Source organism: Streptomyces sp. NBC_00525, assembly GCF_036346595.1.
In the GTDB taxonomy this organism is placed as follows: Bacteria; Actinomycetota; Actinomycetes; order Streptomycetales; family Streptomycetaceae; genus Streptomyces.
The window spans coordinates 1,283,801-1,308,147 of record NZ_CP107834.1; the positions used below are offsets into that span (position 1 = coordinate 1,283,801).

Sequence of the window (24,347 nt, forward strand, 5' to 3'; positions counted from 1 at the left end):
CGCAGTCTAGACATGTTGTTGGACTTTCCAAGCCCGAGCTTGGTAAAACCAAGTATCGCAATCGGGTCGGGGAGGCACCGCATGGAATTCCGCCAGTCCAGCAAGCTCAACGAGGTCTGTTACGAGATCCGGGGCCCCGTCATCGAGCACGCCAACGCCCTGGAGGAGGCGGGCCACAGCGTGCTGCGGCTCAACACGGGCAACCCGGCCCTCTTCGGCTTCGAGGCGCCGGAGGAGATCGTCCAGGACATGATCCGGATGCTGCCGCAGGCCCACGGCTACACGGACTCGCGCGGCATCCTGTCCGCCCGCCGCGCGGTGGCCCAGCGCTACCAGGCGATGGGCCTGACGGAGGTCGGGGTGGACGACATCTTCCTCGGCAACGGCGTCTCCGAGCTGATCTCCATGGCCGTCCAGGGTCTGCTGGAGGACGGCGACGAAGTGCTCATCCCCTCCCCGGACTACCCGCTGTGGACCGCCGTGACGACGCTGGCCGGCGGGAAGGCCGTGCACTACACGTGCGACGAGGCGTCCGACTGGAACCCGGACATCGCCGACATGGCCTCGAAGATCACCGACCGCACCCGCGCCGTGGTGATCATCAACCCCAACAACCCGACCGGCGCCGTCTATCCGCGCGAGGTCCTGGAGGACATCCTTGACCTGGCCCGCCGGCACGGCCTGATGGTGTTCGCCGACGAGATCTACGACCAGATCCTCTACGACGGCGCCGAGCACCACAGCGTGGCGGTGCTCGCCCCGGACCTGGTCTGCCTCACCTTCAGCGGCCTCTCGAAGACGTACCGCGTGGCCGGGTTCCGCTCGGGCTGGATGGTCGTCTCGGGCCCGAAGCAGCACGCCCGCAGCTATCTGGAGGGGCTGACGATGCTCGCCTCCATGCGGCTGTGCCCCAACGCCCCCGCCCAGTACGCCATTCAGGCCGCGCTCGGCGGGCGGCAGTCGATCCGGGACCTGGTGGCGCCGGGCGGCAGGCTGCACGAGCAGCGCGACCGCGCCTGGCAGAAGCTGAACGAGATCCCCGGCGTCTCCTGCGTGAAGCCGAAGGGCGCCCTGTACGCCTTCCCGCGCATCGACCCGAAGGTCCACCCGATCGCCGACGACGAGAAGTTCGTCCTGGACCTGCTGCTGCGCGAGAAGATCCAGGTCGTCCAGGGCACCGGCTTCAACTGGCCCCGCCCGGACCACTTCCGTATCCTGACCCTGCCGTACGCCGACGACCTCGACGCCGCGATCAGCCGCATCGGCCGGTTCCTGGCGGGCTACCGGCAGTAGGGCCGGGGCCGCCCCGGCGTCGCGCCGGGCGCGGGCGCGACAGCAGCCGGGCCGCCGTGTGCACCCCGACCACGGCGACCGGCAGATACGCGAGGCCGGAGGCCGCCGAGCGGGTCCCGCCCAGCGGGATGCCCGCCGCCCGCAGTCGGCGCACCGCCCAGAGCGAGTACGGGATGACGACGGTCGGCGAGGTGGCCACCCCCGGTGTGTAGCCGCCGTACGCGGCCGACTGCGCCAGGTGCATTACGCCGTGCAGCCCGAACCCGGCCAGCGTGGAGCGGAAGAAGGCGCTGCGGCCGCCCGTGCGCGCGCCGTCCGCCGCGGCCGCCGCGACGACCACGCCCATGAGGCCGATGGCCGTGTTCACCTCGCGCTGCGAGAGGTCCAGGCGCTCCCACACCCGGTCGGGCAGCCACGGCAGCCGCTTCCGCAGCTCCGGCCGCGCGGTCCGCAGCCAGCCCGCCATGGTCGCGATCTCCTCCAAGTCGTTGGCCGCCCAGGCGGCCAGCAGCCCCCAGCTCACCGCCCCGGATACCCCGGTGGCCCCGTCGTCCTTCATGAACACCCCTCCGCGCCTCATGTGCCGGCAGTCGGCCGCAGCATATAATGCAACGCAACGTTGTGTTGCATTTTTGTCCCGGACCGACTGGAGCCGCCATGTCCGCCCCTCCCCCGCAGCCCCGCCCGGGCAAGGGCCCCCGCGCCGCCGAGGCGATCTTCGACGCCACCCTGCGGCTGCTCGCCGAGCGCGGCTATCCGGGGCTCACCATCGAGGCCGTCGCCCAGGAGGCCGGGGTCAACAAGACGACCATCTACCGCTGGTGGCCCTCGAAGGCGGCGCTGCTGCGCGCCGCGCTGCTCCGGGCCCCCGTCCTGGACATCGCCGTCCCCGACACGGGGTCGCTGCGCGGGGACCTGATCGCCCTCACGGAGCAGGTGACCGCGCTGGTGACCGGCGTACGCACCCAGGCGATCGTGCGGGCCCTGGCCTCCGGCTCGGGGCTGGCGGACGACGAACTGGCGGCGCTGGCACGGGACTTCTTCGCGGACCGGTTCGCGCGTGAGCAGCCGGTGTTCCGGCGGGCCGCCGCGCGCGGCGAGCTGCCGCCGGGGGCCGACCCGATGCTGCTGCTCGATCTGACGGCCGGGGCGGTGTGGGTGCGGGCACTGCTCAGGAACGAGCCCGTGCCGCCCGGATTCGCCGCGGCCGCCGTGGACGCGGTGCTGCCCGCGCCGGGCTCTCGGGTTTCTCAGTCGTCGTCCGGGTCGCCTGCGGTCAGGTCCAGCAGCGCGGTCACCGGGTCGGTGTCCGGTGCGGCGCGGGGCCACCACTCGTCCGCGCCGGGATCGGACTCGTAGCCGTACCAGCGGCCGTCCCGGCCGAAGCGGAGCTGGAGGGCGCCGCCGGGGTGGGTCAGGTGGTTGCGCCGGGGCTGGAAGCGGGGGAAGCCGGCCGCCGCGAGGGCCGGGCGGGCCCGGTCGAAGGGGCCCGCCGGCGGGTCCCACGGCGTCTCCAGGACCGCCAGTCCCTCGGCCCCGCCCTGCCGCCAGGCGGCCACGGCCCTGGCCAGGTCCGTGGTGTTGCGGCCGGTGGCGGAGGCCAGCTCCCGGTAGAGGGCGCGGGTGGTCGCGGTGAGCCCCGCGGTGGGTCCGGCCGCCGCGAGCCGGACGGCGTCCTGCCAGAGGGTGAGCCCGGCGACCGGGTCGTGGCCGGTGGTCAGCAGGGCGTGGGCGCGGGCCGCCGCGTCCGTGGCCAGCTGGTCGAGGGCGAGCGGGTCGCGGGCGCCGGGCAGGGCGGGGTAGGCGGGCGGGCGGCCGGGATACGGCTCCACGGGGAGCGGAGCGGGCAGCGGCGGCAGGAAGCGGGCGGCCAGCGCCTCCCCGGCCGGTACGGACGGGGTCTCGGGGGCGGCGGGCCGTTCGCGGGCGGAGTGCGCGGCGTTGCGCCGGCCCAGCTCTTCCAAAAGTTCGCGCTCGCCCCGGCCGCGCAGCAGGAGCAGCACGAACGGGTCGGTGTCCAGCAGCAGCGCCATCTGGTAGCTGAGAGCCGCGACGTGCTTGCAGGGGCGGCCGCGGTCGGGGCAGTTGCAGGCGGGGTCGAGGTCGCCCGGCGCGGGCAGCAGGGTCATGCCCGCGTCCGTCGCGGTGTCGGCCAGGGAGTGCGGCATCTCCTTGGCGAGCAGCGCGGCGAGATGGCCGGGGCGGGCGGCGACCGCGTCCAGCAGGGTGTCCCAGTCGGGGTCGCCGAACGTGCGCAGCCGCAGTTCGGCGCGGTAGGGGCGGGGGCGGCTGCCGTGCACATAGGCGACGACGTGCCCCGGGGTGACGGTGATCGCGGCGACGTGACCGCCGTCCGCGTAGTCCCGGCCGCGGGCGAGCCGGGGGCCGTCCATCGACAGGGACTCCAGGGCCGCCACCCAGGCGCGGCCCCACCAGCTCTCCGCGAACGGTTCGCCCTCGCCCGAGGTGCGCTCGGGAACGGCCTCGAAGGTGCGCCGCAGATCGTCGGGGCCGGGGCGGGAGCGGGCGCCGGGGCGGGCCGGGGTCGGGCGGCCGGGGGTCATGACGGCCTCCGCAGGGAGACGAGGTCGGCCAGGTCCTGGTCGCTCAGCTCGGTCAGCGCGCTCTCGCCGCTGCCGAGGACGGCGTCGGCCAGGGCCCGTTTGGCGAGCAGCATCTCGCCGATGCGGTCCTCCACCGTGCCCTCCGCGATCAGCCGATGGACCTGGACGGGCTGGGTCTGGCCGATGCGGTAGGCCCGGTCGGTGGCCTGCTCCTCGACGGCCGGATTCCACCAGCGGTCGTAGTGGACCACGTGGGCGGCACGGGTGAGGTTGAGGCCGGTGCCCGCCGCCTTGAGGGAGAGCAGGAAGACCGGGACCTCGCCGGACTGGAAGCGGTCGACCATCCGTTCCCGCTCGGCGATCGGGGTGCCGCCGTGCAGCAGCTGGGAGGGGACGGCGCGCGCGGCCAGATGCGCGGAGAGCAGCCGGGCCATCGTCACGTACTGGGTGAAGACCAGGACGGAGCCGTCCTCGGTGAGGATCGTGTCGAGGAGTTCGTCGAGGAGGGCGAGCTTGCCGGAGCGGCCGGTGAGCCGGGAGCCGTCCTCCTTCAGATACTGCGCGGGATGGTTGCAGATCTGCTTGAGGGAGGCGAGCAGCTTCATGATCAGGCCGCGCCGCGCGATGCCCTCGGACGCCTCGATGTACGCCATGGTCTCGCGCACGGTGGCCTCGTAGAGCGTGGCCTGTTCGCGGGTGAGGAAGACGGGGTGGTCGGTCTCCGTCTTGGGCGGCAGCTCGGGCGCGATGCCGGGGTCGGACTTCTTTCGGCGGAGCAGGAAGGGCCGGACGAGCCGGGACAGCCGCTCCACCGCCTCGTCGTTGCCGAGGCCCGCCGCCGTACCGGTGTTCTCCACGATCCGGGCGTGCCGGGCGCGGAACGCCTTGAGCGGGCCGAGCAGGCCGGGCGTGGTCCAGTCGAGCAGCGCCCACAGCTCGGAGAGGTTGTTCTCCACGGGGGTGCCGGTCAGGGCGACCCGCGCCGGGGCGGGGATGGTGCGCAGCGCCTTCGCGGTGGAGGAGTGCGGGTTCTTGACGTGCTGGGCCTCGTCGGCGACGACCAGGCCCCAGCGGTGGGCGGCCAGTTCGGCGGCGCTGGAACGCATCGTGCCGTACGTGGTGAGGACGAAGCCCCGGTCGGCGCCGGTGAGGGTGCGGCCGGTGCCGTGGAAGCGGCGGACGGGGACGCCGGGGGCGAAGCGGTTGATCTCGCGGTGCCAGTTGCCCAGCAGGGAGGCCGGGCAGACGACCAGCGTGGGCGCGGGGTGGGCGCGGTGGAGATGGAGGGCGATCAGGGTGATCGTCTTGCCGAGGCCCATGTCGTCGGCGAGGCAGCCGCCGAGGCCGAGCGAGGTCATCCGGTCCAGCCAGGCCAGGCCGCGCAGCTGGTAGTCGCGGAGGGTGGCGTGGAGTCCGGGCGGCGGGGCGGGCAGCGGGTCGTCGGCGAGGAGGCGGTCGCGCAGCCGGGCCAGGGCACCGGCGGGGACCGCCTCGACCTGTTCGCCGTCCACCTCGGCGCTGCCGGTCAGGGCGACGGCCAGGGCGTCCACCGGGTCGAGCAGGCCCAGCTCCCGCTTGCGGGCCTTGCGGACGAGCGCGGGATCGACGACGACCCACTGGTCCCGCAGCCGCACCACGGGCCGGTGGGCCTCGGCGAGCAGGTCCATCTCGGCCTCGGTGAGCCGTTCCTCGCCCAGCGAGAGCTGCCAGTCGAAGGCGAAGAGCCGTTCGGCGTCGAAGAAGGCGGTGCCGTCCGTGGCCGTGCCGGGGGCGGGGCGGACGACGGCCGTCGCGGTGAGGGAGCGGGCCAGCTCCCTGGGCCAGTGCACGCTCACCCCGGCGGCGGCCAGCCGGGCCCCGGCGTCGCCCAGCAGCTCGTACAGCTCGTCCTCGCCCAGGGCCAGCACGTCGGGGACGGGCTGGCCGAGGAGCCGGTCGAGCGGGGCCCAGACGCGGGCGGCCCGGCGCAGCGCGAGCGCGGTGTCGACCCTGGCGCGCGGGCCGAAGGGGTCGCCCGCCTCCCCGGCCCACAGCGCCGCCGCGTCGACGACGTGGGTGGGGTCGGCGAGGCTGTGCACCTGGGTGACGGCCGCCGCGGCGTGCCGGGCGGCGGGGCGCGCCGGTGCGGAGCCGTCGGCCGTGCCGTCGGGGCCGGTGGTGTCGAAGAGGGTGTACGCGGAGAGGTCCAGGCGCAGCGAGATCCGCACTCCGGCGTCCAGCCCGGAGGCGACCTCCACGGCCCATTCCCGTGCGCCGGGCAGCCGCTGGGGCTCCTCCGCCGCGAAGGGGGCGCCCATGGCCGGGGCGGCGGCGGGCGTCCGGGGCAGGGTGTCGGCGAGGGCGTCGAGGAAGGCGCCGATCAGCGGCTCGGGGGCGGGCAGCCGCGGCGGGGTCGGGCCGGGCAGCGGGACGGCGTGTCCCTCCCAGGGCAGGGCGGCGGCCACCGCGCGCAGATGGGCCACGTCCCCGGCGTCGCGCGGGCCGGCCCGCCAGGCGTCGTGGTCGTCGGCGGTGAGGCCGGGGAGCATGCGGCCGCCGGCCACCAGCCGCAGGGCGTGCAGGGCGGCGGCGCCCCAGCAGCGGGTGGCCGGGTGGGCGGAGCGCTGATGGCGGGCGCGGGCGAGCAGCGGCAGGGCGTCGGCGACGGGCAGCAGCAGCGCGGGCACGGTCCGCAGCTCCACCCCGTCCGGTGCGCCGGAGGGCCGGACCACCGTGATCTCCTCGGCGCGGGCGCCGGGGGGCGCCTCGGGGAGCGGGCCGTCCAGCGGGTCCCAGAAGGCGACGCGGCCGCGTCGCGGCGGCGTACCGGGCAGGAAGACGGCGGCGCAGCGCGGCAGTCGGCTGTCGTCCGCGTCCTGCGGCGGCGGTGCGGTGCCCACCCGGTCCCTCCCCTCGCGTCGTGCGCGGCCCTCGCGGGCCGCGTACCGGCGGGCTCCGTGCCTGGTCGGCACGGCTCCCGGCTGTCGTTTTCCCTGCTGCGCGAGTCTAGGCGGAGGGTCTGACAACGTCCTCAGCGGCGGACGGCCGCACGTCCTCGGCGGCGGCCGGCCGCGCGCCGGGGTCCGGGGGCCGCGCGGTGTCGGGCGGGGGCGGGTTCTGCTGGGCCCGTTCCAGGAAGCGGAGCAGTTCGACCGGGAACGGGAGCACCAGTGTGGAGTTCTTCTCGGCCGCGACCGCCACCACGGTCTGGAGGAGTCGCAGCTGGAGCGCGGCGGGCTGGGTGGACATCTGCGACGCCGCCTCGGCCAGCTTCTTGGACGCCTGGAGTTCGGCGTCGGCGTTGATGACGCGGGCGCGCCGCTCACGGTCGGCCTCGGCCTGGCGGGCCATGGAACGCTTCATCGTCTCCGGCAGCGAGACGTCCTTGATCTCGACCCGGTCGATCTGGACGCCCCAGCCCACCGCCGGGCTGTCGATCATCAGCTCCAGGCCCTGGTTGAGCTTCTCCCGGTTGGACAGGAGGTCGTCCAGATCGCTCTTTCCGATGATCGAACGGAGCGAGGTCTGCGCCATCTGGGAGACCGCGAAGCGGTAGTCCTCGACCTCCACGACGGCGCTCGCCGCGTCGACCACCTTGAAGTAGATGACGGCGTCCACCCGGACCGTGACGTTGTCGCGGGTGATCCCGTCCTGGGCGGGCACGGGCATGGTGACGATCTGCATGTTGACCTTGCGCAGCCGCTCGACGCCGGGCAGCACCATCGTGAACCCCGGCCCGCGTATGTCGTCACGGAGCCGTCCGAGCCGGAGCACCACGCCCCGCTCGTACTGTTTGACGATCCGCGCGGCCGCCGCCAGATACAGGGCGCCTGCCAGCGCCGCCGCGACCACCGCGATCAAGAGGTCCTGGACCATGACGGCCCCCTGCCAGCCGGAGGACCCCGGCTCTCGGCCTCGCACCTCTTCGTGCGCTACTACCACGGTATGCCTGGTCGCGCCGCGGGTCGAACGGCTCTCCCCCGCCCGGCCGCTCCCCGGATGCCGGGGGCCGGGGAAGCGGGCAGGGTGGCCAGCACCGGCACGTACACCCGGCCCGCGCACCGCGGTGTGCGCGGTGACGAGACAGACGAGGACCCGCCCATGCCCGTGATCGACCGCCGACGCCGCCGGCTCGCCATCGCCGCCCAGGCCGTGTTGCTGACCCTGACCGTCGCAGGCTGCTCGGGCCTGGGCCGGACCGCGGTCGGCCCGGTCATCTACACCACCGAGCGGGACGCCGTGATCCAGGTGAACAGCCCCTCCGTCAAGGGCTGCCACCGGCTCGCCCCGGCCGGCGCCAAGGCGGTGGCCAACGAGACGCTGGTCGACATCATCCTGTACCCGACGCCGGACTGCTCCGGGCCGGGGACCGCGTACGTGGCGACCAGCTTCTCCGACGAGAACGCGCACACCGCGCCGCCCTGGCGCAGCTTCAGCACGGTCCACTGACGCGCGGACGCGGCCGGCCCACCGACCGCGCGGGCGCGCGACCGACTCCGCGCCCGCCTCGTCCGGCGCCGGGCCGCAGGTGTCCGGTCGCGGGTCCATGCTGGTAGGTGAGGCGATGCCATGCGTACCGGCAATGAACCGACGAACGCCCGCAGTCCGCTGCGGATGCGGCTCTGGTTGAGCCTGTGGGGCCTGGCCTGGACCGTCTTCGGAGTGACGGCCTTCGCGGTGAACGGGCGCACCGGCTGGGCCGTCGTGTGCGGGGTGCTGCTCGCGCTGGTCCTGGTGGATCTGTGCGTGGTCGTGCACCGGCTGCGACAGGGCGCCCACTTCCAGCCGGGCCGCTCCGTGCCGCCGTACGAGCCCGACCACGGACCGGACGGCGGCAAGGGCCCTCCACCGGGCACGCCCTAGGAGGCGGCTCCGCCGCGGTCGTCGAAGCGGGCGGCGCGCAGGTATTCCGGGTTGGGGTCCAGCGCGGCCGCGAGCCGGAAGTGGCGTACGGCCCGCTCCGGGTGATTGGAGCGCTCGAAGGTGCGGGCCAGCGCGAAGTGCGCGAAGGCGTTGTCCGGCTCCCGCTCCAGCACCAGCTCGAATTCCAGCTCGGCCGGGCGCAGTTGCGCCGCCGCGAAGAAGGCGCGGGCGCGCAGCAGCCGGGCGGCGGTGTTCTCGGGGTGGGCGGCGATCACCGAGTCGAGCAGCCGCACGGCGCCACGGGGGTCGCGCGCGGCGAGCAGTTGCTCGGCCGCGCGGAAGTCGATGACGTCGGTCTCCGGATTCCTCTCGGGCACGGTCGCTTCCTTCCGCTGGTCCGTCCCGGCATGAACGCCCGCCCGGTCGCGGGTATTCCTCGCACGGGAGCCCTCAGCCCGCCTCGGCGCGCCGGATCAGCTCGGCCCACACCTCGCGGACCCGGTCCGCCAGTTCCCCGACGGGTCCGTCGTTGTCGATGACCAGGTCGGCGATGGCGCGCCGCTGTTCGCGGGTGGCCTGGGCGGCCATGCGTGCGCGGGCGTCCGCCTCGGTCATGCCGCGCAGCCGTACGAGCCGGTCGAGCTGGGTCTCCGGGGCGGCGTCGACCACGACGACCAGGTCGTAGAGGGGGGCGAGGCCGTTCTCGGTGAGCAGGGGGACGTCGTGGACGACCACGGAGTCCGGCCCGGCGGCCTTCTCCAGTTCGGCGGAGCGCTCCCGGACCAGGGGGTGGACGATCGCGTTGAGCGCGGCGAGGCGGTCCGGGTCGGCGAAGACGACGGCGCCGAGCGCGGGCCGGTCCAGGGCGCCGTCCGGCGTCAGGACACCCGCACCGAACTCCTCGACGACGGCGGCGAGACCGGGGGTGCCGGGTTCGACCACCTCGCGCGCGATGCGGTCCGCGTCGATGAGGACGGCCCCGTGGCCGACGAGCAGCCGGGACACTTCGCTCTTGCCGGCACCGATACCACCGGTCAGGCCCACTTTCAGCATGCCCGGCAGCCTAGTGCCCGCCTTCCCTGATCGGTGCGGTCGGGGGAGGCGGGCACGAGGAGGGGGCTCTGGTGGTGTGGTCAGGCGTCGCCCTCGCGCTCGGCGAGGAACTTCTCGAACTCCAGGCCGATCTCGTCGGCGGACGGCAGGTCCGCGGGCTCGGCGACCAGGTTGCCGCGGGTCTCGGCGCCGGCGACCGCGTCGTACTGGTGCTCAAGGCCCTCGACCAGCGAGACCAGCTCCTCGTCGCCCTGGCCGATCTGGCGGTCGATCTCCGTCTGGGTGCGGTGCGCCTCGGTGCGCAGGGCGTGCGCGACGGACGGGAGCACCAGGCCGGTGGCGGCGGTGATCGCCTCCAGGGCGGTGAGCGCCGCGTCGGGGTAGGCGGAGCGGGCGACGTAGTGCGGGACGTGGGCGGCGACGCCGAGCACGTCGTGGCCCGCCTCCATCAGCCGGTACTCGACGAGCGCCTCGGCGGAGCCGGGCACCTGCGCCTCCTCGAAGGGGCTGCGGTGGCCGGGCATCAGGTCGGTGCGGTTGCCGTGCGGGGTGATGCCGACGGGGCGGGTGTGCGGGACGCCCATCGGGATGCCGTGGAAGTTGACCGCGAGCCGGACGCCGAGCCGTTCGACGACCTCCTCGACGGCGGCGGCGAACCGCTCCCACTCCACGTCGGGCTCCGGGCCGGAGAGCAGCAGGAACGGCGCGCCCGTGGCGTCCTGGACGACACGGACCTCCAGCGCCGGGGTGTCGTACGCGGACCAGCGGTCGCGCTTGAACGTCAGCAGCGGGCGGCGGGCGCGGTAGTCGATCAGGCGGTCGTGGTCGAAGCGGGCCACGACCTGGTGCGGCAGCGATTCGAGCAGGCCGTCGACGATCTGCTCACCGGTCTCACCCGCGTCGATGTACCCCTCGAAGTGGTAGAGCATGACCAGGCCGGCCGACTCCTGGGCGAGCGCCATGTCGACGACAGCCAGGCCCTTCGGCTCCCATTCGTACAAACTCTGCGGATCAGGCACGGTTACCGCTCCTCCTTGTGTTCCTGGGAAACAACGTCCCGCGGATCAACGGCATTCCCCGTACCCGGTGTTTCCCCGTACCCGGCGTTTCGGCGGCGGAAAACGCGTGAGGCCCGCCCCCCGAAGGGGACGGGCCTCACGGTCACTTCACCTACCGCGGTCGATGCCGGGAGGGCCGGAGCGTCAGCTCTGGCCGCCCGCCAGCTTCTCGCGGAGCGCGGCCAGGGCCTCGTCCGACGCCAGGGCGCCGGAGTTGTCCGAGGACTCCGAGGAGTAGGAGCCGCCGCTGCCGCCCGAGGCGGCCTGCGTGTTGCCGGCGGAGGCGGCAGCGCCCTCGGCGGCAGCGGCCTCGTCGGCCTCGCGGGACTTGATGACCTGGGCCTGGTGCTGCTCGAAGCGCTGCTGCGCCTCGGCGTACTGGGTCTCCCAGACCTCGCGCTGAGCCTCGAAGCCCTCGAGCCAGTCGTTGGTCTCGGGGTCGAAGCCCTCGGGGTAGATGTAGTTGCCCTGGTCGTCGTAGGACGCGGCCATGCCGTACAGGGTCGGGTCGAACTCGACCGAGGCCGGGTCGCCGCCGAACGCCTCGTTGGCCTGCTTCAGCGAGAGGCTGATGCGACGGCGCTCGAGGTCGATGTCGATGACCTTGACGAAGATCTCGTCGTTGACCTGGACGACCTGCTCCGGGATCTCCACGTGGCGCTCGGCCAGCTCGGAGATGTGGACCAGGCCCTCGATGCCCTCGTCCACGCGGACGAACGCACCGAACGGAACGAGCTTGGTGACCTTACCGGGGACGACCTGCCCGATCTGGTGCGTACGGGCGAACTGCTGCCACGGGTCTTCCTGCGTCGCCTTGAGCGACAGGGAGACGCGCTCGCGGTCCATGTCGACGTCGAGGACCTCGACGGTGACCTCCTGGCCGACCTCGACGACCTCGGAGGGGTGGTCGATGTGCTTCCAGGACAGCTCGGAGACGTGCACCAGACCGTCGACGCCACCCAGGTCCACGAAGGCACCGAAGTTGACGATCGAGGAGACGACGCCGGAGCGGACCTGACCCTTCTGGAGGGTCGTGAGGAACGTCTGGCGGACCTCGGACTGGGTCTGCTCGAGCCAGGCACGGCGGGACAGGACCACGTTGTTGCGGTTCTTGTCCAGCTCGATGATCTTGGCCTCGAGCTCCTTGCCCACGTACGGCTGGAGGTCGCGGACGCGGCGCATCTCGACGAGCGACGCCGGCAGGAAGCCGCGGAGGCCGATGTCGAGGATGAGACCACCCTTGACGACCTCGATGACGGTACCGGTGACGATGCCGTCCTCTTCCTTGATCTTCTCGATGGTGCCCCAGGCACGCTCGTACTGAGCGCGCTTCTTCGAGAGGATCAGGCGGCCTTCCTTGTCCTCCTTCTGGAGAACCAGGGCCTCGATCTCGTCACCGACCTTGACGACCTCGTTCGGGTCGACGTCGTGCTTGATCGAGAGCTCGCGGCTCGGGATGACGCCTTCGGTCTTGTAACCGATGTCGAGGAGAACCTCGTCCCGGTCAACCTTGACGATGACACCGTCAACGATGTCGCCGTCGTTGAAGTACTTGATCGTCTCGTCGATCGCCGCGAGGAACGCGTCCGCGTCGCCGATGTCGTTGACCGCAACCTGCGGAGTGGTGGCGGTGGTCTCGGTGCTGCTCGTCATGTGGGAAAGGGCTCCGGTACGGACATTGAGTCGTAGGTACTGCCACGCCGAAAGCCCGTATCGCCTCTGCAGAAGCCGGACAGCCTGGGAAGCGCCCCACCCGATGAACCGGGCGGCGCCTCGACAACCGAGGGACATGCAACAGGTGCGAGCGCGGCCTGCTAGGTCTGAGGAGCGCAGGCTCGCAGCGCAACTTGTAGCATACGGGGGCAGCAGGGCACGGTCAATGCGCGAAGGCGGACACCACGGGCGAAACGCCCCATGCCCGGCACAACTCGGCTTCACCGAGGCCGGATCGTGTCCGAACACGCCCGGACACACGGATTCCGCACCGCACCCGCCCCTTGGTACGTACCGCGTACGACGGGGTGAAGGCAAACTACAACGACGGACACGATGAGCCAAGAGATGGACGCCGCCGAACCCGAGGCGACCCGCCGCAGCGCCGGTACCGCCGAGAGCAGCCGGGCCAGCCGCGGCTGGTGGGACCGCAACGCCGACGAGTACCAGAACGACCACGGCGCCTTCCTCGGCGACGACCGCTTCGTCTGGGGCCCGGAGGGGCTGGACGAGGCGGACGCCGCGCTGCTGGGCCCCGCCGCCTCGCTCAAGGGCCTCGACGTCCTGGAGATCGGCGCCGGCGCCGCCCAGTGCTCGCGCTGGCTGGCCGGCCGGGGCGCCCGCCCCGTCGCCCTGGACCTCTCCCACCGCCAGCTCCAGCACGCCCTGCGCATCGGCGAGGGCCTGCCGCTGGTCGAGGCGGACGCCGGACGGCTGCCGTTCCGCGCCGGCTCCTTCGACCTGGCCTGCTCCGCCTACGGCGCCGTGCCCTTCGTCGCCGACCCGGTCCAGGTCTTCCGCGAGGTCCACCGCGTGCTGCGCCCCGGCGGCCGCTGGGTCTTCTCCGTCACGCACCCCGTGCGCTGGGCCTTCCCCGACGAGCCGGGCCCCGAGGGCCTGTCGGTGGCCGCCTCCTACTTCGACCGCACCCCCTACGTCGAACAGGACGAGCACGGCGAGGCCGTGTACGTGGAGCACCACCGCACGCTCGGCGACCGGGTGCGGGACGTCGTCGCGGGCGGCTTCCGGCTGGTGGACCTGGTGGAACCGGAGTGGCCCGCCTGGAACGACCAGGAGTGGGGCGGCTGGTCCCCGCTGCGCGGCAACCTGATCCCGGGCACCGCGATCTTCGTCTGCGTACGCGACTGAGCCACCGCCCGTACGAGACTGGGGGCGTGATCCGCACCGACGCCCTCGACCCACTGCCCGTCCGCACCGCCGTGCCCGCCCTGCGGCGCGCGCTCGACGACCGGGGGGTCGCGGTGCTGTGCGCACCCCCCGGCACCGGCAAGACCACCCTCGTGCCGCTCGCCCTCGCCGGGCTGACCGGGGACGGCCCGGTGCGCCGGGTCGTCGTCGCCGAGCCCCGCCGGATCGCCGCCCGCGCCGCCGCCCGGCGCATGGCGTGGCTGCTGGGCGAGCGGACCGGGCAGCGCGTCGGGTTCACCGTGCGCGGCGAGCGGGTCGTCGGCCCGGACACCGTGGTGGAGGTCGTCACCACCGGGGTGCTGCTCCAGCGGCTCCAGCGCGACCAGGAGCTGGCCGGGGTGGACGCGGTGATCATCGACGAGTGCCACGAGCGGCACCTCGACGCGGACACGGTGGCCGCCTTCCTGCTGGACGTACGCGCGGCGCTCCGCCCCGACCTGCGGCTGGTGGCCGCCTCCGCGACCACGGACGCCGAGGGCTGGGCCCGGCTGCTGGGCGACGCCCCGGTGGTCGAGGCGCGGGGCGTGTCGCATCCGGTGGAGGTCGTCTGGGCCCCGCCGGCCGCGCCGGTGCGGCCGCCGCACGGGATGAGGGTGGACCCGGCGCTGCTGCGCCACGTCGCCTCCGTGGTGCGGCGGGCGCTGGCCGAGCGGGACGGCGACGTGCTGTGCTTCCTGCCCGGCGTCGGCGAGATCGGCCGGGTGGCCGGTGAGCTGGCGGGCGTCGGGGCCGAGGTGCTCCAGGTGCACGGCCGGGCCCCGGCGGCGGTGCAGGACGCGGTGCTGGCGGGTTCGTCCGGGGGCCGGCGGGTGGTGCTCGCGACCTCGGTGGCGGAGTCGTCGCTGACGGTCCCCGGAGTGCGGACGGTCGTGGACTCCGGGCTCGCCAGGGAGCCGCGCACCGATCACGCGCGGGGCCTGAGCGCGCTGACGACCGTACGGGCCTCGCAGGCGGCGGGCCGCCAGCGCGCGGGCCGGGCGGGGCGCGAGGCACCGGGCACCGTCTACCGCTGCTGGGACCACGCGGAGGACGGGCGCCTCGCCCGGTTCCCGTCCCCGGAGATCAGGGTGGCCGATCTGTCGGCGTTCGCCCTCCAGGCGGCCTGCTGGGGCGATCCGGACGCCTCCGGGCTGGCGCTGCTCGACGCGCCTCCGGAAGGGGCGATGGCCGCCGCGCGCGAGGTCCTGGCCGCGGTCGGCGCGGTCGGGCCGGACGGCCGGGTCACCGAGCGGGGCGTGCGGATGTCCCGGCTCGGGCTGCATCCCCGGCTGGCCAGGGCGCTGCTGGACGGGGCGGCCGAGGTCGGGGGCCGCCGGGCCGCCGAGGTGGTGGCGCTGCTGAGCGAGGAGCCGCCCCGCGCGTACGGGGACGACCTGGCGGCGGCGCTGCGCACCGCGCGCCGGGGCCAGGACGCCTACGCGGACCGCTGGCGCCGGGAGGTGCGGCGGCTGTCGACCGGGGTCAAGGGCGACGGCGGCGGTGGCCGGCCGGTGTCGGACGACGCGGCGGCCGGACTGGTGGCGGCGCTGGCCTTCCCGGAGCGGGTGGCGCGGGCGCGGGGCGGCGGGGCGTTCCTGATGGTGTCGGGCACGGGCGCGGAGCCGGGTGAGGGCTCCGGGCTGCGCGGCGCTTCCTGGCTGGCCGTCGCGGTGGCGGACCGGCCGGCGCACGCGGCGTCCGCGCGGGTGCGGCTCGCGGCCGTCGTGGACGAGGACACCGCGCGCCTGGCGGCCGGGCCGCTGCGGTTCGCGGGCGAGGAGGTGCGCTGGGACGGCCGGGACGTGGTGGCGCGCCGGGTGGAGCGGCTGGGGGCGGTCGAGCTGTCGGCGCGCCCGCTGAAGCAGCCCGATCCGGCGCTGGTGCGCGCGGCCCTGCTGGAGGGGCTGCGGCGCGAGGGGCCGGGGCTGCTGCGCTGGAGCCGGGACGCGGCGCAGCTGCGGGAGCGGCTGGCCTTTCTGCACCGGGTGCTCGGCGGGGCCTGGCCGGATGTGTCGGACGGGGCGCTGCTGGCGCGACCGCAGGAGTGGCTGGAGCCGGAGCTGTCGCGGGCGCGGCGCCGGGCCGACCTGGCCGCGATCGACGCGGGCCAGGCACTGCGCAGGCTGCTGCCGTGGGCGACGGGTGAGGCGGTGCGGCTGGACGAGCTGGCGCCGGAGCGGATCGAGGTGCCGAGCGGGTCGCGGATCAGGGTGGAGTACGGCGGCGAGCAGCCGGTGCTCGCGGTGAAGCTCCAGGAGCTGTTCGGGCTCCGGGAGACGCCACGGGTGGCGGGGGTGCCGGTCCTGGTCCATCTGCTGTCCCCGGCCGGGCGGCCGGCCGCGGTGACGGCGGATCTTGCGTCGTTCTGGGGCGGGGGCTACAAGGCGGTGCGCGCCGAGCTGCGCGGCCGGTATCCGAAGCATCCGTGGCCCGAGGACCCGGCGACGGCGGAGGCCACCCGGTTCACGAAGGCGCGGCTCGCGCGGGAGTGAGCGCGGGGCGGACGCGGGACAGCCCCCGGGCCGGGGTGCGGCGCGGAGGCTGCCGGGCGGGCGCGGGCGGGGTCAGGGGGCGGTGGTGGCGGCCCGAGTGGCCGTGGGGGTCGGGGTGGCCGTGGCGGCCGCGCGCTCCTCGACGGTGAGCTCGATGACGAGCGAGCCGCCGCCCTCGGCGGTGAGCCGCAGCTTGTACGTACCGGCCGGGCCGTCCGCGTAGAACGTCGGGAGCTTCAGGCTGCCGTCCGCCGCCGTGGTGAGCACGACGCTGCGAACGGGGTTGCCCTCGTCGTCGGTGCAGTACGGGCCCTTGTCGTTCTGGGCGGGCACCTCGGCGTCGGTGATCATCGTCGCGGTGACGGCGACCCCGCCGGCGGCCGCGCCCTTGTGGGTGGCGGCGACCGTGATGGCGTCGTACGCCCCGCCGGCGACGGCGGTCAGCTTCGCGGTGCCGGTCCGGGTGAGGGCGTCGGCCTGCCGGGCGGTGACCGTCGCCGTGAACGCGACGGCCCGCGCCGAGGTGCCCGCCACCGCGGCCCGGACGGTGAACTCGCCGGTCTTCTCGCCCGCGTGGAGCGCCGGGGCGGTGGCGATGCCGTCCGCGCCGGTCCTGACGGTGGCCGTCCTGGCGCCGCCCTCGAACGTGGCGCCGGTGTCGCCGGCGATGGTGAAGGTCACCGACGCCTTGGCCACCGCACCACCGGAGCCGTTGCGCGCCCGGACGGCGATGTCCTGGTCGAAGGTGTCGCCTGCGGTGGCGGTCAGCGTCGCGGAGCCGGTGTTCTGCAGCACCGTGACCGTCTGGGTCGGGCTGGGCTCCGGCTTCGGGGTGTGCGTCGGCGGCTTGCCGGCCTCGCCCGGCTTCGACGGCTCGGGGCTCGGCTCGGAGGGGGGCGTGGGCTTCTTCGAACCGCCCGGCTCGGGGGTCGTGGACGGCGAGGGCGTCGACGGCGAGGTGGAGGGGCCGCCGCCGGGCCGGGTGGGGCCGGGGTTGCGGCTGGTCGGGCCGGTCGGCAGCACGCCGGTGCCGTCCGGGACCTCGTGCGTGCCCCGGTTGTAGTACGAGAACCAGGAGCGGACCGTACGCAGGTACACGTCCGAGTGGTTGTAGCTGAGGACGGCCCGGTCCAGGTCGGTGGCGGTCGACAGGTCGCGGGGGCCGGCGCAGAGGTAACGCCCGGCGGCGAGCGCGGCGTCGTAGATGTTGTTGGGGTCCTTGCGGCCGTCGTCGTTGCCGTCCTGGCCCCAACTGGCCCAGGTGGACGGGATGAACTGCATCGGGCCGACCGCCCGGTCGTGCGTCCGGTCGCCGTCGTAGGCGCCGTTGTCGGTGTCCTTGATGAGGGCGAAGCCGTTGCCGTCGAGGGCGGGGCCGAGGATCGGGGAGAGCGTGGTGCCCTGCGCGTCGACCCGGCCGCCACGGGCCTGTCCGGACTCCACCTTGCCGATCGCGGCGAGCAGTTGCCACGGCAGCCGGCAGGCCGGGTCGGTGGCCGCGATGGTCCGCTCGGCCTTCTGGTACGCCGCCAGGACGGAGGCGGGTATGCCGGACTCACGGCTTCCGGTCACCGGCACGTCCACCGAACCGCCGGGCTTCTGCGGCGTGTTCAGCGGCGGCAGGTCGGTGTAGTACGGCGAGTCGCCGGAGGCGCCGCCGCCCTGCTCGGTGGGGGTCGAGGCACCGACGGGCGGGTGGTCGCCGCCCTCGGCCGCGACCAGCGGCGAGCCGGGAGCCTGCGAGGCGGAGAGAGCCGCCACCGCGAGCGCTGCGACGGCGGTGGTGGCCGCCCCTCTGTACAGCCGGCGACCGAATTGCGCTGCCATGACGTGTGGGCCCTCCCCCTCGTCGCTCTCGGCGCTCCCCCGCGCCTGGACTCAGGCGACCCTACGGCACGTCTTGCGGTGCGCACACGGCGGCCGGGCCTGTTCTTACCGCTTTCTCACCTTCCTGAACACAAGTTGTCCATGTGCGGACGTGTTCGTGACGTGGGCCGTCGCACGATCGGGCGCCGTCCGCCGGTCCTTCCGGGTCACGCATACTGCCCGCATGCCCTTCACGCTCAGTCATGCCGCCGCCGTGCTGCCGGGGATACGGCGGGACGGCACGGGCCGCGGTCCGCTCGTCGCCTCGGCCCTGGTCGCCGGGTCGTTCGCCCCCGATCTCACCTACTTCGCGGATTCGGTGGTTCCGGGCGCGATGGAGTTCGGGGAGGTCACCCACGCGGTGTGGGGCGTGCTCACCGTGGACGTCCTGATCACGGCCCTGGCGCTCGCCCTGTGGCTGCTGCTGCGCGATCCGCTGGTGGCGCTGCTGCCCCCGCGCCGGCAGGGGCGGGTCCACGCGTGGCTGCGGGGCGGCGGGTCCGGGTCCGGGGCCGCGAACAGGGCCGGGGCCGGGCTTCGGGCGGTGGGGCTGCGGGGCGCCGCCCGGTTCGCGGTGTCGGCGGCGCTCGGCTCCGCCACGCATGTCGTCTGGGACGCCTTCACGCATCAGGGCCGGTGGGGCGTCCGTCTGGTGCCGGGGCTCGACGGCAGCGCGGCGGGGCTGCCCGTGGCCACCCTGGTCCAGTACGGCACGTCCGCCCCGGCCCTGCTGCTGCTCGGCTGGTTCGCCGTGTCGGGGCTGCGGCGGACCGGGGAGCGGCCGCTGCCCGCGTCGGTGCCGGTACCGGACCGGCGGGCGCGGCGGTGGGCGTTCGCCTGGATCGGGCTGTGCGTGGTCCTGGGCACGGCGCACCGGTGCGCCCGCTGGTACGCGTACTTCGGGCACATCGACACCCCGCTGGACATCATCCCGACGCTCTGCTTCGGCGCGGGCTCCGGTCTGGCCGCGGGGCTCCTGCTGTACGCGGCGGCGCTGCGGCTGGCTCCCGTACGCCGGAGCACGGGCCCGCGCGCCGGCGGCGGTAACGGTACGCAGACGGGGACGGGCGCGGCCGGGGCCTTCGGGGGCCCCGGCCGGAGCGGGTCAGTGGGCCGCTGACTCCCAGTCGCCGCCGACGCCGACCGACACGTCCAGCGGGGCGCGCAGCCGCACCGCCGTGGACATCTCGTGACGCAGGATGCCCTCCACCCGCTCCCGCTCGCCCGCGGCGATCTCCAGCACGATCTCGTCGTGGACCTGGAGCAGCATCCGCGACTTCAGCTCCGCCCCGGTCAGCGCCCGGTCGACCTGGAGCATGGCCACCTTGACGATGTCGGCGGCGGTGCCCTGGATCGGGGCGTTGAGCGCCATCCGCTCGGCGGTCTCGCGGCGCTGGCGGTTGTCGCTGTTCAGGTCGGGGAGGTAGCGGCGGCGGCCGAAGATCGTCTCGGTGTAGCCGGTGGCACGGGCCTCCTCCACCACCCGGTGCAGATAGTCCCGCACCCCGCCGAACCGCTCGAAGTAGGTGTCCATCAGGACGCGCGCCTCGCCCGCCTCGATGTTCAGCTGCTGGGAGAGGCCGAAGGCGGACAGCCCGTACGCCAGGCCGTAGCTCATGGCCTTGATCTTGCGCCGCATCTCCGGGTCGACGGCCGACTTCTCGACGCCGAAGACCTGCGAGGCGACCGTGGTGTGCAGGTCCTCGCCGGAGGTGAACGCCTCGATCAGTCCGGCGTCCTCGGAGAGGTGGGCCATGACCCGCAGCTCGATCTGGCTGTAGTCGGCCGTCATCAGCGTCTCGAAGCCCTCGCCGACGACGAAGCCCCGGCGGATCGCCCGGCCCTCGTCCGTCCGGACCGGGATGTTCTGCAGGTTCGGGTCGGTGGAGGAGAGCCGGCCGGTCGCCGCCACCGTCTGGTTGAACGTGGTGTGGATACGGCCGTCCGCCGCGATCGACTTCACCAGGCCCTCGACCGTGACCCGCAGCTTCGCCTGCTCGCGGTGGCGGAGCATGAGCACCGGCAGCTCGTGCTCCGTCTGGGCGGCCAGCCAGGCCAGCGCGTCCGCGTCCGTCGTGTACCCGGTCTTCGTCTTCTTGGTCTTCGGCAGGCCCAGCTCGCCGAACAGCACCTCTTGCAGCTGCTTGGGCGAACCGAGGTTGAACTCCCGGCCCACCGACGCGTGCGCCTCCTTCACCGCCTGCTGGACGGCCCCGGCGAACTGCTGCTCCATGCCCTCCAGATGGGCCCGGTCCGCCGCGATGCCGTGCCGCTCCAGGCGGGCCAGCAGGATCGACGTCGGCAGCTCCATGTCGTGCAGCAGCTCGGCCGCGCCGACCTCCTTCAGCCGCTCCGTGAACGCCTCGCCCAGGTCCAGCACGGCGCGGGCCTGGGCCATCAGGGCGTCGGCCTGCGCCTGGTCCTCCGCGCCGAAGGCCAGCTGCCCGTCCGCCGCGGCCGCCGGGGCCAGCTCCCGGCCCAGATACTCCACGGCCAGGGCGTCCAGCGCGAAGGAGCGCCGGCCGGGCTTGACCAGGTAGGCGGCGAGCGCGGTGTCCATCGAGACGCCGCCGATCCGCCACCCGTGCTCCGGGAAGACCCGCATCGCGCCCTTGGCGTTGTGCATGACCTTGGGCCGGGCCGGGTCCGCGATCCACGCCGCGAACGCCCGCTCGTCGCCCTCGTCCAGCAGCGCCGGGTCGAACCAGGCCGCCGCCCCGCCCGCCGCGGCGAGCGCGATCTCCGTCACCGTGCCGCTGCCGAGCGACCAGGTGTCCACCGTGGCGACGCCGAGCGGCTCACCGCCGTGCTCCGCGAGCCAGGGGGCCAGCTCACCGGCGCCCAGCACCGCGCCGTCCAGCTCGATCCCGGCGGCCGGCGCGGGCGGCTGGGCCTCCGCGGCGCCCGGATCGACGGCGAGCAGGCGCTCGCGCAGGCTCGGGTTGCGGATCTCCAGGATGTCCAGGATGCCGGTGACCGCCGTACGGTCGTAGGGGGCGCGCTCCAGCTCGGCCGGGGTCTTCGGCAGCTCCACGTCCCGGACCATCTCCGTCAGCACGCGGTTCAGCTTCACCGCGTCCAGATGGTCCCGCAGGTTCTGCCCGGCGACGCCCTTGACCTCGTCGGCCCGCGCGATCAGCTCGTCGAACGAACCGAACTGGTTGATCCACTTCGCGGCGGTCTTCTCCCCGACCTTGGGAATGCTCGGAAGGTTGTCCGACGGGTCACCGCGCAGCGCCGCGAAGTCCGGATACTGCCGGGGCGTGAGCCCGTACTTCTCGACGACCTTCTCCGGCGTGAACCGGGTCAGCTCGGAGACGCCCTTGGTCGGGTACAGCACGGTCACGTTGTCCGTGATCAGCTGGAACGAATCGCGGTCGCCCGTGACGATCAGCACCTCGAAGCCGGCCGCCTCGGCCTGCGTCGCCAGCGTCGCGATGACGTCGTCCGCCTCGAAGCCCTCGACCGCGAACCGGTCCGCGTGCATCGCGTCGAGCAGTTCGCCGATCAGCTCGACCTGCCCCTTGAACTCGTCGGGGGTCTTCGACCGGTTCGCCTTGTACTCCGGGAACTCCTGCGCCCGCCACGTCTTGCGGGAGACGTCGAACGCCACCGCGAAATGCGTCGGCGCCTCGTCACGCAAGGTGTTCGCGAGCATCGACATGAAGCCGTACACCGCGTTCGTCGGCTGGCCCGCCGCCGTCGTGAAATTCTCCGCGGGCAGCGCAAAGAACGCCCGGTACGCCAGGGAGTGCCCGTCCATCAGGAGCAGGCGCGGTCGGTTGTCTGCCGTCTTCTTCGATGCCGTCTCAGCCACACCCCGATCCTGCCACGGCCCACTGACAATCCGGACCGGCCGCCTCGCCGGGCGCACCACCCGCCCCGCGTGCCAGGATCAGAGGCAAGGAATCACACCCGGCGGACCCGCCAGACACCTCCCGGTGGCCCGCAGCAGACCCGAAGGGGAGCAGCATGGCCGGCAAGCCGCCCGCAGGAGACCCCGTCCAGGACGCCCCGCAGGTCGGCCCGGCCAAGCATGCCGCGGCCGGGCTGCCCGCCGTCGCCGAGAGCCTGCGCGTCGCCCAGCGCCAGATGGGACTGCGCCGCTCCGCGCAGACCCTCCTCAAGGTCAACCAGAAGGACGGCTTCGACTGCCCCGGCTGCGCCTGGCCCGAGGGCGACAAACGGCACGTCGCCGAGTTCTGCGAGAACGGCGTCAAGGCCGTCGCCGAGGAGGCCACGCTGCGCCGGGTGACCCCGGACTTCTTCGCCGCCCACCCCGTGGGCGACCTCGCCGGACGCAGCGGCTACTGGCTCGGCCAGCAGGGCCGCATCACCCAGCCGGTGTACCTGCCGGAAGGCGCCGACCGGTACCAGGCGGTGACCTGGGAGCGCGCCTTCGAGATCATCGCCGAGGAGCTGGGCGCCCTCTCCTCCCCCGACGAGGCCGTCTTCTACACCTCCGGGCGCACCAGCAACGAGGCCGCCTTCCTCCTCCAGCTCTTCGCCCGCGAATTCGGCACCAACAACCTGCCCGACTGCTCCAACATGTGCCACGAGTCCTCGGGCTCCGCGCTCACCGAGACCATCGGCGTCGGCAAGGGCTCGGTCTCCCTGGAGGACCTGCACCACGCCGACCTGATCATCATCGCCGGGCAGAACCCCGGCACCAACCACCCCCGGATGCTCTCCGCCCTGGAACAGGCCAAGGCCGCCGGCGCGAAGATCGTCTCGGTGAACCCGCTGCCCGAGGCCGGCCTCGAACGCTTCAAGAACCCGCAGACCCCGCACGGCATGGTCAGGGGCACCCCCCTCAACGACCTGTTCCTGCAGATCCGCATCGGCGGCGACCAGGCCCTCTTCCGCCTCCTCAACAAGCTGATCCTGGACACCGAGGGCGCCGTCGACGAGCGGTTCGTCGCCGAACACACCCACGGCTACGAGGAGTTCGCCGCCGCCGCGGCCGCGGCCGACTGGGACGAGACCCTCGCCGCGACCGGCCTCGACCGCGCCGCCATCGAGCAGGCCCTCGAACTCGTCCTCGCCTCCGAACGCACCGTCGTCTGCTGGGCCATGGGCCTCACCCAGCACAAGCACTCCGTGCCGACCATCCGCGAGATCGTCAACTTCCTCCTGCTGCGCGGCAACATCGGCCGGCCCGGCGCCGGGGTCTGCCCCGTGCGCGGCCACTCCAACGTCCAGGGCGACCGCACCATGGGCATCTTCGAGCGCCCCTCCACGGCCTTCCTCGACGCCCTCGACACGGAGTTCGGCATCACCTCGCCGCGCCACCACGGCTACGACGTGGTCCGCGCCATCCGCGCCCTGCGCGACGGCGACGCCAAGGTCTTCTTCGCCATGGGCGGCAACTTCGTCGCCGCCACCCCCGACACCGACGTCACCGAGGCGGCCATGCGCAACGCCCGCCTCACCGTCCACGTCTCCACCAAGCTCAACCGCTCGCACGCCGTCACCGGAACCCGCGCGCTGATCCTGCCCACCCTCGGCCGCACCGACAAGGACGTCCAGGCGAGCGGCAAGCAGTTCGTCACCGTCGAGGACTCCATGAGCAAGGTCCACGCCTCGCGCGGCAACCTCACCCCCGCGAGCCCCCATCTGCTCTCCGAGCCCGCCATCGTCGCCCGCCTCGCCCGCGCCGTCCTCGGCCCCGGCTCCGCCACCCCCTGGGAGGACTTCGAGCACGACTACGCCACCATCCGCGACCGCATCTCCCGCGTCGTCCCCGGCTTCGAGAACTTCAACGCGCGCATCGCGCACCCCGGCGGCTTCACCCTGCCGCACGCCCCCCGCGACTCCCGCCGCTTCCCCACCGACACCGGCCGGGCCAACTTCACCGCCGCGCCCGTCGAGTACCCGAAGCTGCCCGAGGGCCGGCTGCTGCTCCAGACGCTGCGCTCCCACGACCAGTACAACACCACGATCTACGGCCTCGACGACCGCTACCGGGGCATCAAGGGGGGCCGCCGCGTCGTCCTCGTCCACCCCGACGACGCCACCGCGCTCGGGCTCGCCGACGGCTCCTACACCGACCTCGTCAGCGAGTGGAAGGACGGCGTGGAGCGCCGCGCGCCCGGCTTCCGCGTCGTCCACTACCCCACCGCCCGGGGCTGCGCCGCCGCGTACTACCCGGAGACCAATGTGCTGGTCCCCCTCGACTCCACCGCCGACACCAGCAACACCCCCGCCTCCAAGTCCGTCGTGGTGCGCTTCGAACCCGCGCGCTGAGAACGCGCGGCCCCGTGGACCCGCGGAAGCGC

18 protein-coding genes are annotated in these 24,347 nt (G+C 73.9%); 8 read left to right on the forward strand and 10 right to left on the reverse strand.

What is annotated here, in order from left to right; genetic code table 11:
- Positions 1–81: 81 nt before the first annotated feature.
- Positions 82–1,293 carry a pyridoxal phosphate-dependent aminotransferase gene (locus OG710_RS05710; RefSeq protein ID WP_111332909.1) on the forward strand — a complete coding sequence of 404 codons (1,212 nt, stop codon included), beginning with the start codon at positions 82–84 and terminating at the stop codon, positions 1,291–1,293.
- Here OG710_RS05710 and OG710_RS05715 read toward each other — a convergent pair.
- The gene (locus OG710_RS05715) at positions 1,253–1,852 is read right to left on the reverse strand and encodes an HXXEE domain-containing protein (RefSeq protein ID WP_330238351.1); all 600 of its coding nucleotides are present in this window, start codon (positions 1,850–1,852) and stop codon (positions 1,253–1,255) included. The two genes, OG710_RS05710 and OG710_RS05715, sit on opposite strands and share 41 nt — an antisense overlap.
- Positions 1,853–1,950: 98 nt before the next feature.
- On the opposite strand from OG710_RS05715, the gene OG710_RS05720 reads away from it, so the two are divergent.
- On the forward strand, positions 1,951–2,652 hold the full coding sequence (locus OG710_RS05720; protein ID WP_330238352.1) for a TetR/AcrR family transcriptional regulator: 702 nt from the start codon (positions 1,951–1,953) through the stop codon (positions 2,650–2,652).
- Here the strand turns inward: OG710_RS05720 and OG710_RS05725 are convergent.
- The 3 genes from OG710_RS05725 to OG710_RS05735 form a co-directional block, all read right to left on the reverse strand.
- A complete protein-coding gene (locus OG710_RS05725) occupies positions 2,544–3,857 on the reverse strand; it encodes an SWIM zinc finger family protein (RefSeq protein ID WP_330238353.1) in 1,314 nt (437 codons plus the stop codon). The two genes, OG710_RS05720 and OG710_RS05725, sit on opposite strands and share 109 nt — an antisense overlap.
- Positions 3,854–6,736, reverse strand: a complete 2,883-nt coding sequence (locus OG710_RS05730) for a DEAD/DEAH box helicase (RefSeq protein ID WP_330238354.1) — start codon at positions 6,734–6,736, stop codon at positions 3,854–3,856. Before OG710_RS05730 ends, OG710_RS05725 begins: the two co-directional genes overlap by 4 nt.
- A 106-nt stretch (positions 6,737–6,842) precedes the next feature.
- Positions 6,843–7,712, reverse strand: a complete 870-nt coding sequence (locus OG710_RS05735) for a slipin family protein (RefSeq protein ID WP_330238355.1) — start codon at positions 7,710–7,712, stop codon at positions 6,843–6,845.
- 225 nt (positions 7,713–7,937) lie between these two features.
- On the opposite strand from OG710_RS05735, the gene OG710_RS05740 reads away from it, so the two are divergent.
- Both OG710_RS05740 and OG710_RS05745 read left to right on the forward strand, forming a co-directional pair.
- Complete coding sequence (locus OG710_RS05740; RefSeq protein WP_330242161.1) at positions 7,938–8,285, forward strand: hypothetical protein; 348 nt, start codon at positions 7,938–7,940, stop codon at positions 8,283–8,285.
- A 120-nt stretch (positions 8,286–8,405) separates the two neighbouring features.
- On the forward strand, positions 8,406–8,699 hold the full coding sequence (locus tag OG710_RS05745; protein WP_330238356.1) for a DUF6343 family protein: 294 nt from the start codon (positions 8,406–8,408) through the stop codon (positions 8,697–8,699).
- Here the strand turns inward: OG710_RS05745 and OG710_RS05750 are convergent.
- From OG710_RS05750 to rpsA, 4 genes are all read right to left on the reverse strand, one after another.
- On the reverse strand, positions 8,696–9,076 hold the full coding sequence (locus OG710_RS05750; RefSeq protein ID WP_111332897.1) for a tetratricopeptide repeat protein: 381 nt from the start codon (positions 9,074–9,076) through the stop codon (positions 8,696–8,698). The two genes, OG710_RS05745 and OG710_RS05750, sit on opposite strands and share 4 nt — an antisense overlap.
- Before the next feature lie 73 nt (positions 9,077–9,149).
- Positions 9,150–9,752 (reverse strand): dephospho-CoA kinase, encoded by a 603-nt coding sequence (gene coaE, locus OG710_RS05755; protein ID WP_330238357.1) that lies wholly within the window; start codon positions 9,750–9,752, stop codon positions 9,150–9,152.
- Between the two features lie 80 nt (positions 9,753–9,832).
- Positions 9,833–10,771: a PAC2 family protein gene (locus OG710_RS05760; protein ID WP_199563797.1), complete on the reverse strand. Its 939-nt coding sequence runs from the start codon at positions 10,769–10,771 to the stop codon at positions 9,833–9,835.
- 183 nt (positions 10,772–10,954) lie between these two features.
- Positions 10,955–12,463, reverse strand: coding sequence for a 30S ribosomal protein S1 (gene rpsA, locus OG710_RS05765; protein ID WP_111332891.1), 1,509 nt, complete (start codon positions 12,461–12,463; stop codon positions 10,955–10,957).
- 408 nt (positions 12,464–12,871) lie between these two features.
- Between rpsA and OG710_RS05770 the strand changes: the two genes are divergently transcribed.
- The gene (locus OG710_RS05770) at positions 12,872–13,672 is read left to right on the forward strand and encodes a class I SAM-dependent methyltransferase (protein ID WP_443064316.1); all 801 of its coding nucleotides are present in this window, start codon (positions 12,872–12,874) and stop codon (positions 13,670–13,672) included.
- 26 nt (positions 13,673–13,698) lie between these two features.
- Positions 13,699–16,203: an ATP-dependent helicase HrpB gene (gene hrpB, locus OG710_RS05775; protein WP_330238359.1), complete on the forward strand. Its 2,505-nt coding sequence runs from the start codon at positions 13,699–13,701 to the stop codon at positions 16,201–16,203.
- A 72-nt stretch (positions 16,204–16,275) separates the two neighbouring features.
- Here the strand turns inward: hrpB and OG710_RS05780 are convergent, their stop codons facing one another.
- Positions 16,276–18,030 carry a lytic transglycosylase domain-containing protein gene (locus OG710_RS05780; RefSeq protein ID WP_330238360.1) on the reverse strand — a complete coding sequence of 585 codons (1,755 nt, stop codon included), beginning with the start codon at positions 18,028–18,030 and terminating at the stop codon, positions 16,276–16,278.
- 223 nt (positions 18,031–18,253) lie between these two features.
- On the opposite strand from OG710_RS05780, the gene OG710_RS05785 reads away from it, so the two are divergent.
- Positions 18,254–19,189 (forward strand): DUF4184 family protein, encoded by a 936-nt coding sequence (locus tag OG710_RS05785; RefSeq protein WP_330238361.1) that lies wholly within the window; start codon positions 18,254–18,256, stop codon positions 19,187–19,189.
- On the opposite strand, the gene polA is transcribed toward OG710_RS05785, so the two are convergent.
- Positions 19,175–21,886 carry a DNA polymerase I gene (gene polA, locus OG710_RS05790; protein WP_330238362.1) on the reverse strand — a complete coding sequence of 904 codons (2,712 nt, stop codon included), beginning with the start codon at positions 21,884–21,886 and terminating at the stop codon, positions 19,175–19,177. The two genes, OG710_RS05785 and polA, sit on opposite strands and share 15 nt — an antisense overlap.
- Before the next feature lie 155 nt (positions 21,887–22,041).
- Between polA and OG710_RS05795 the strand changes: the two genes are divergently transcribed.
- Entirely contained in the window at positions 22,042–24,315 is a 2,274-nt protein-coding gene (locus OG710_RS05795; RefSeq protein WP_330238363.1) for an FdhF/YdeP family oxidoreductase, read from the forward strand.
- Positions 24,316–24,347: the final 32 nt, after the last annotated feature.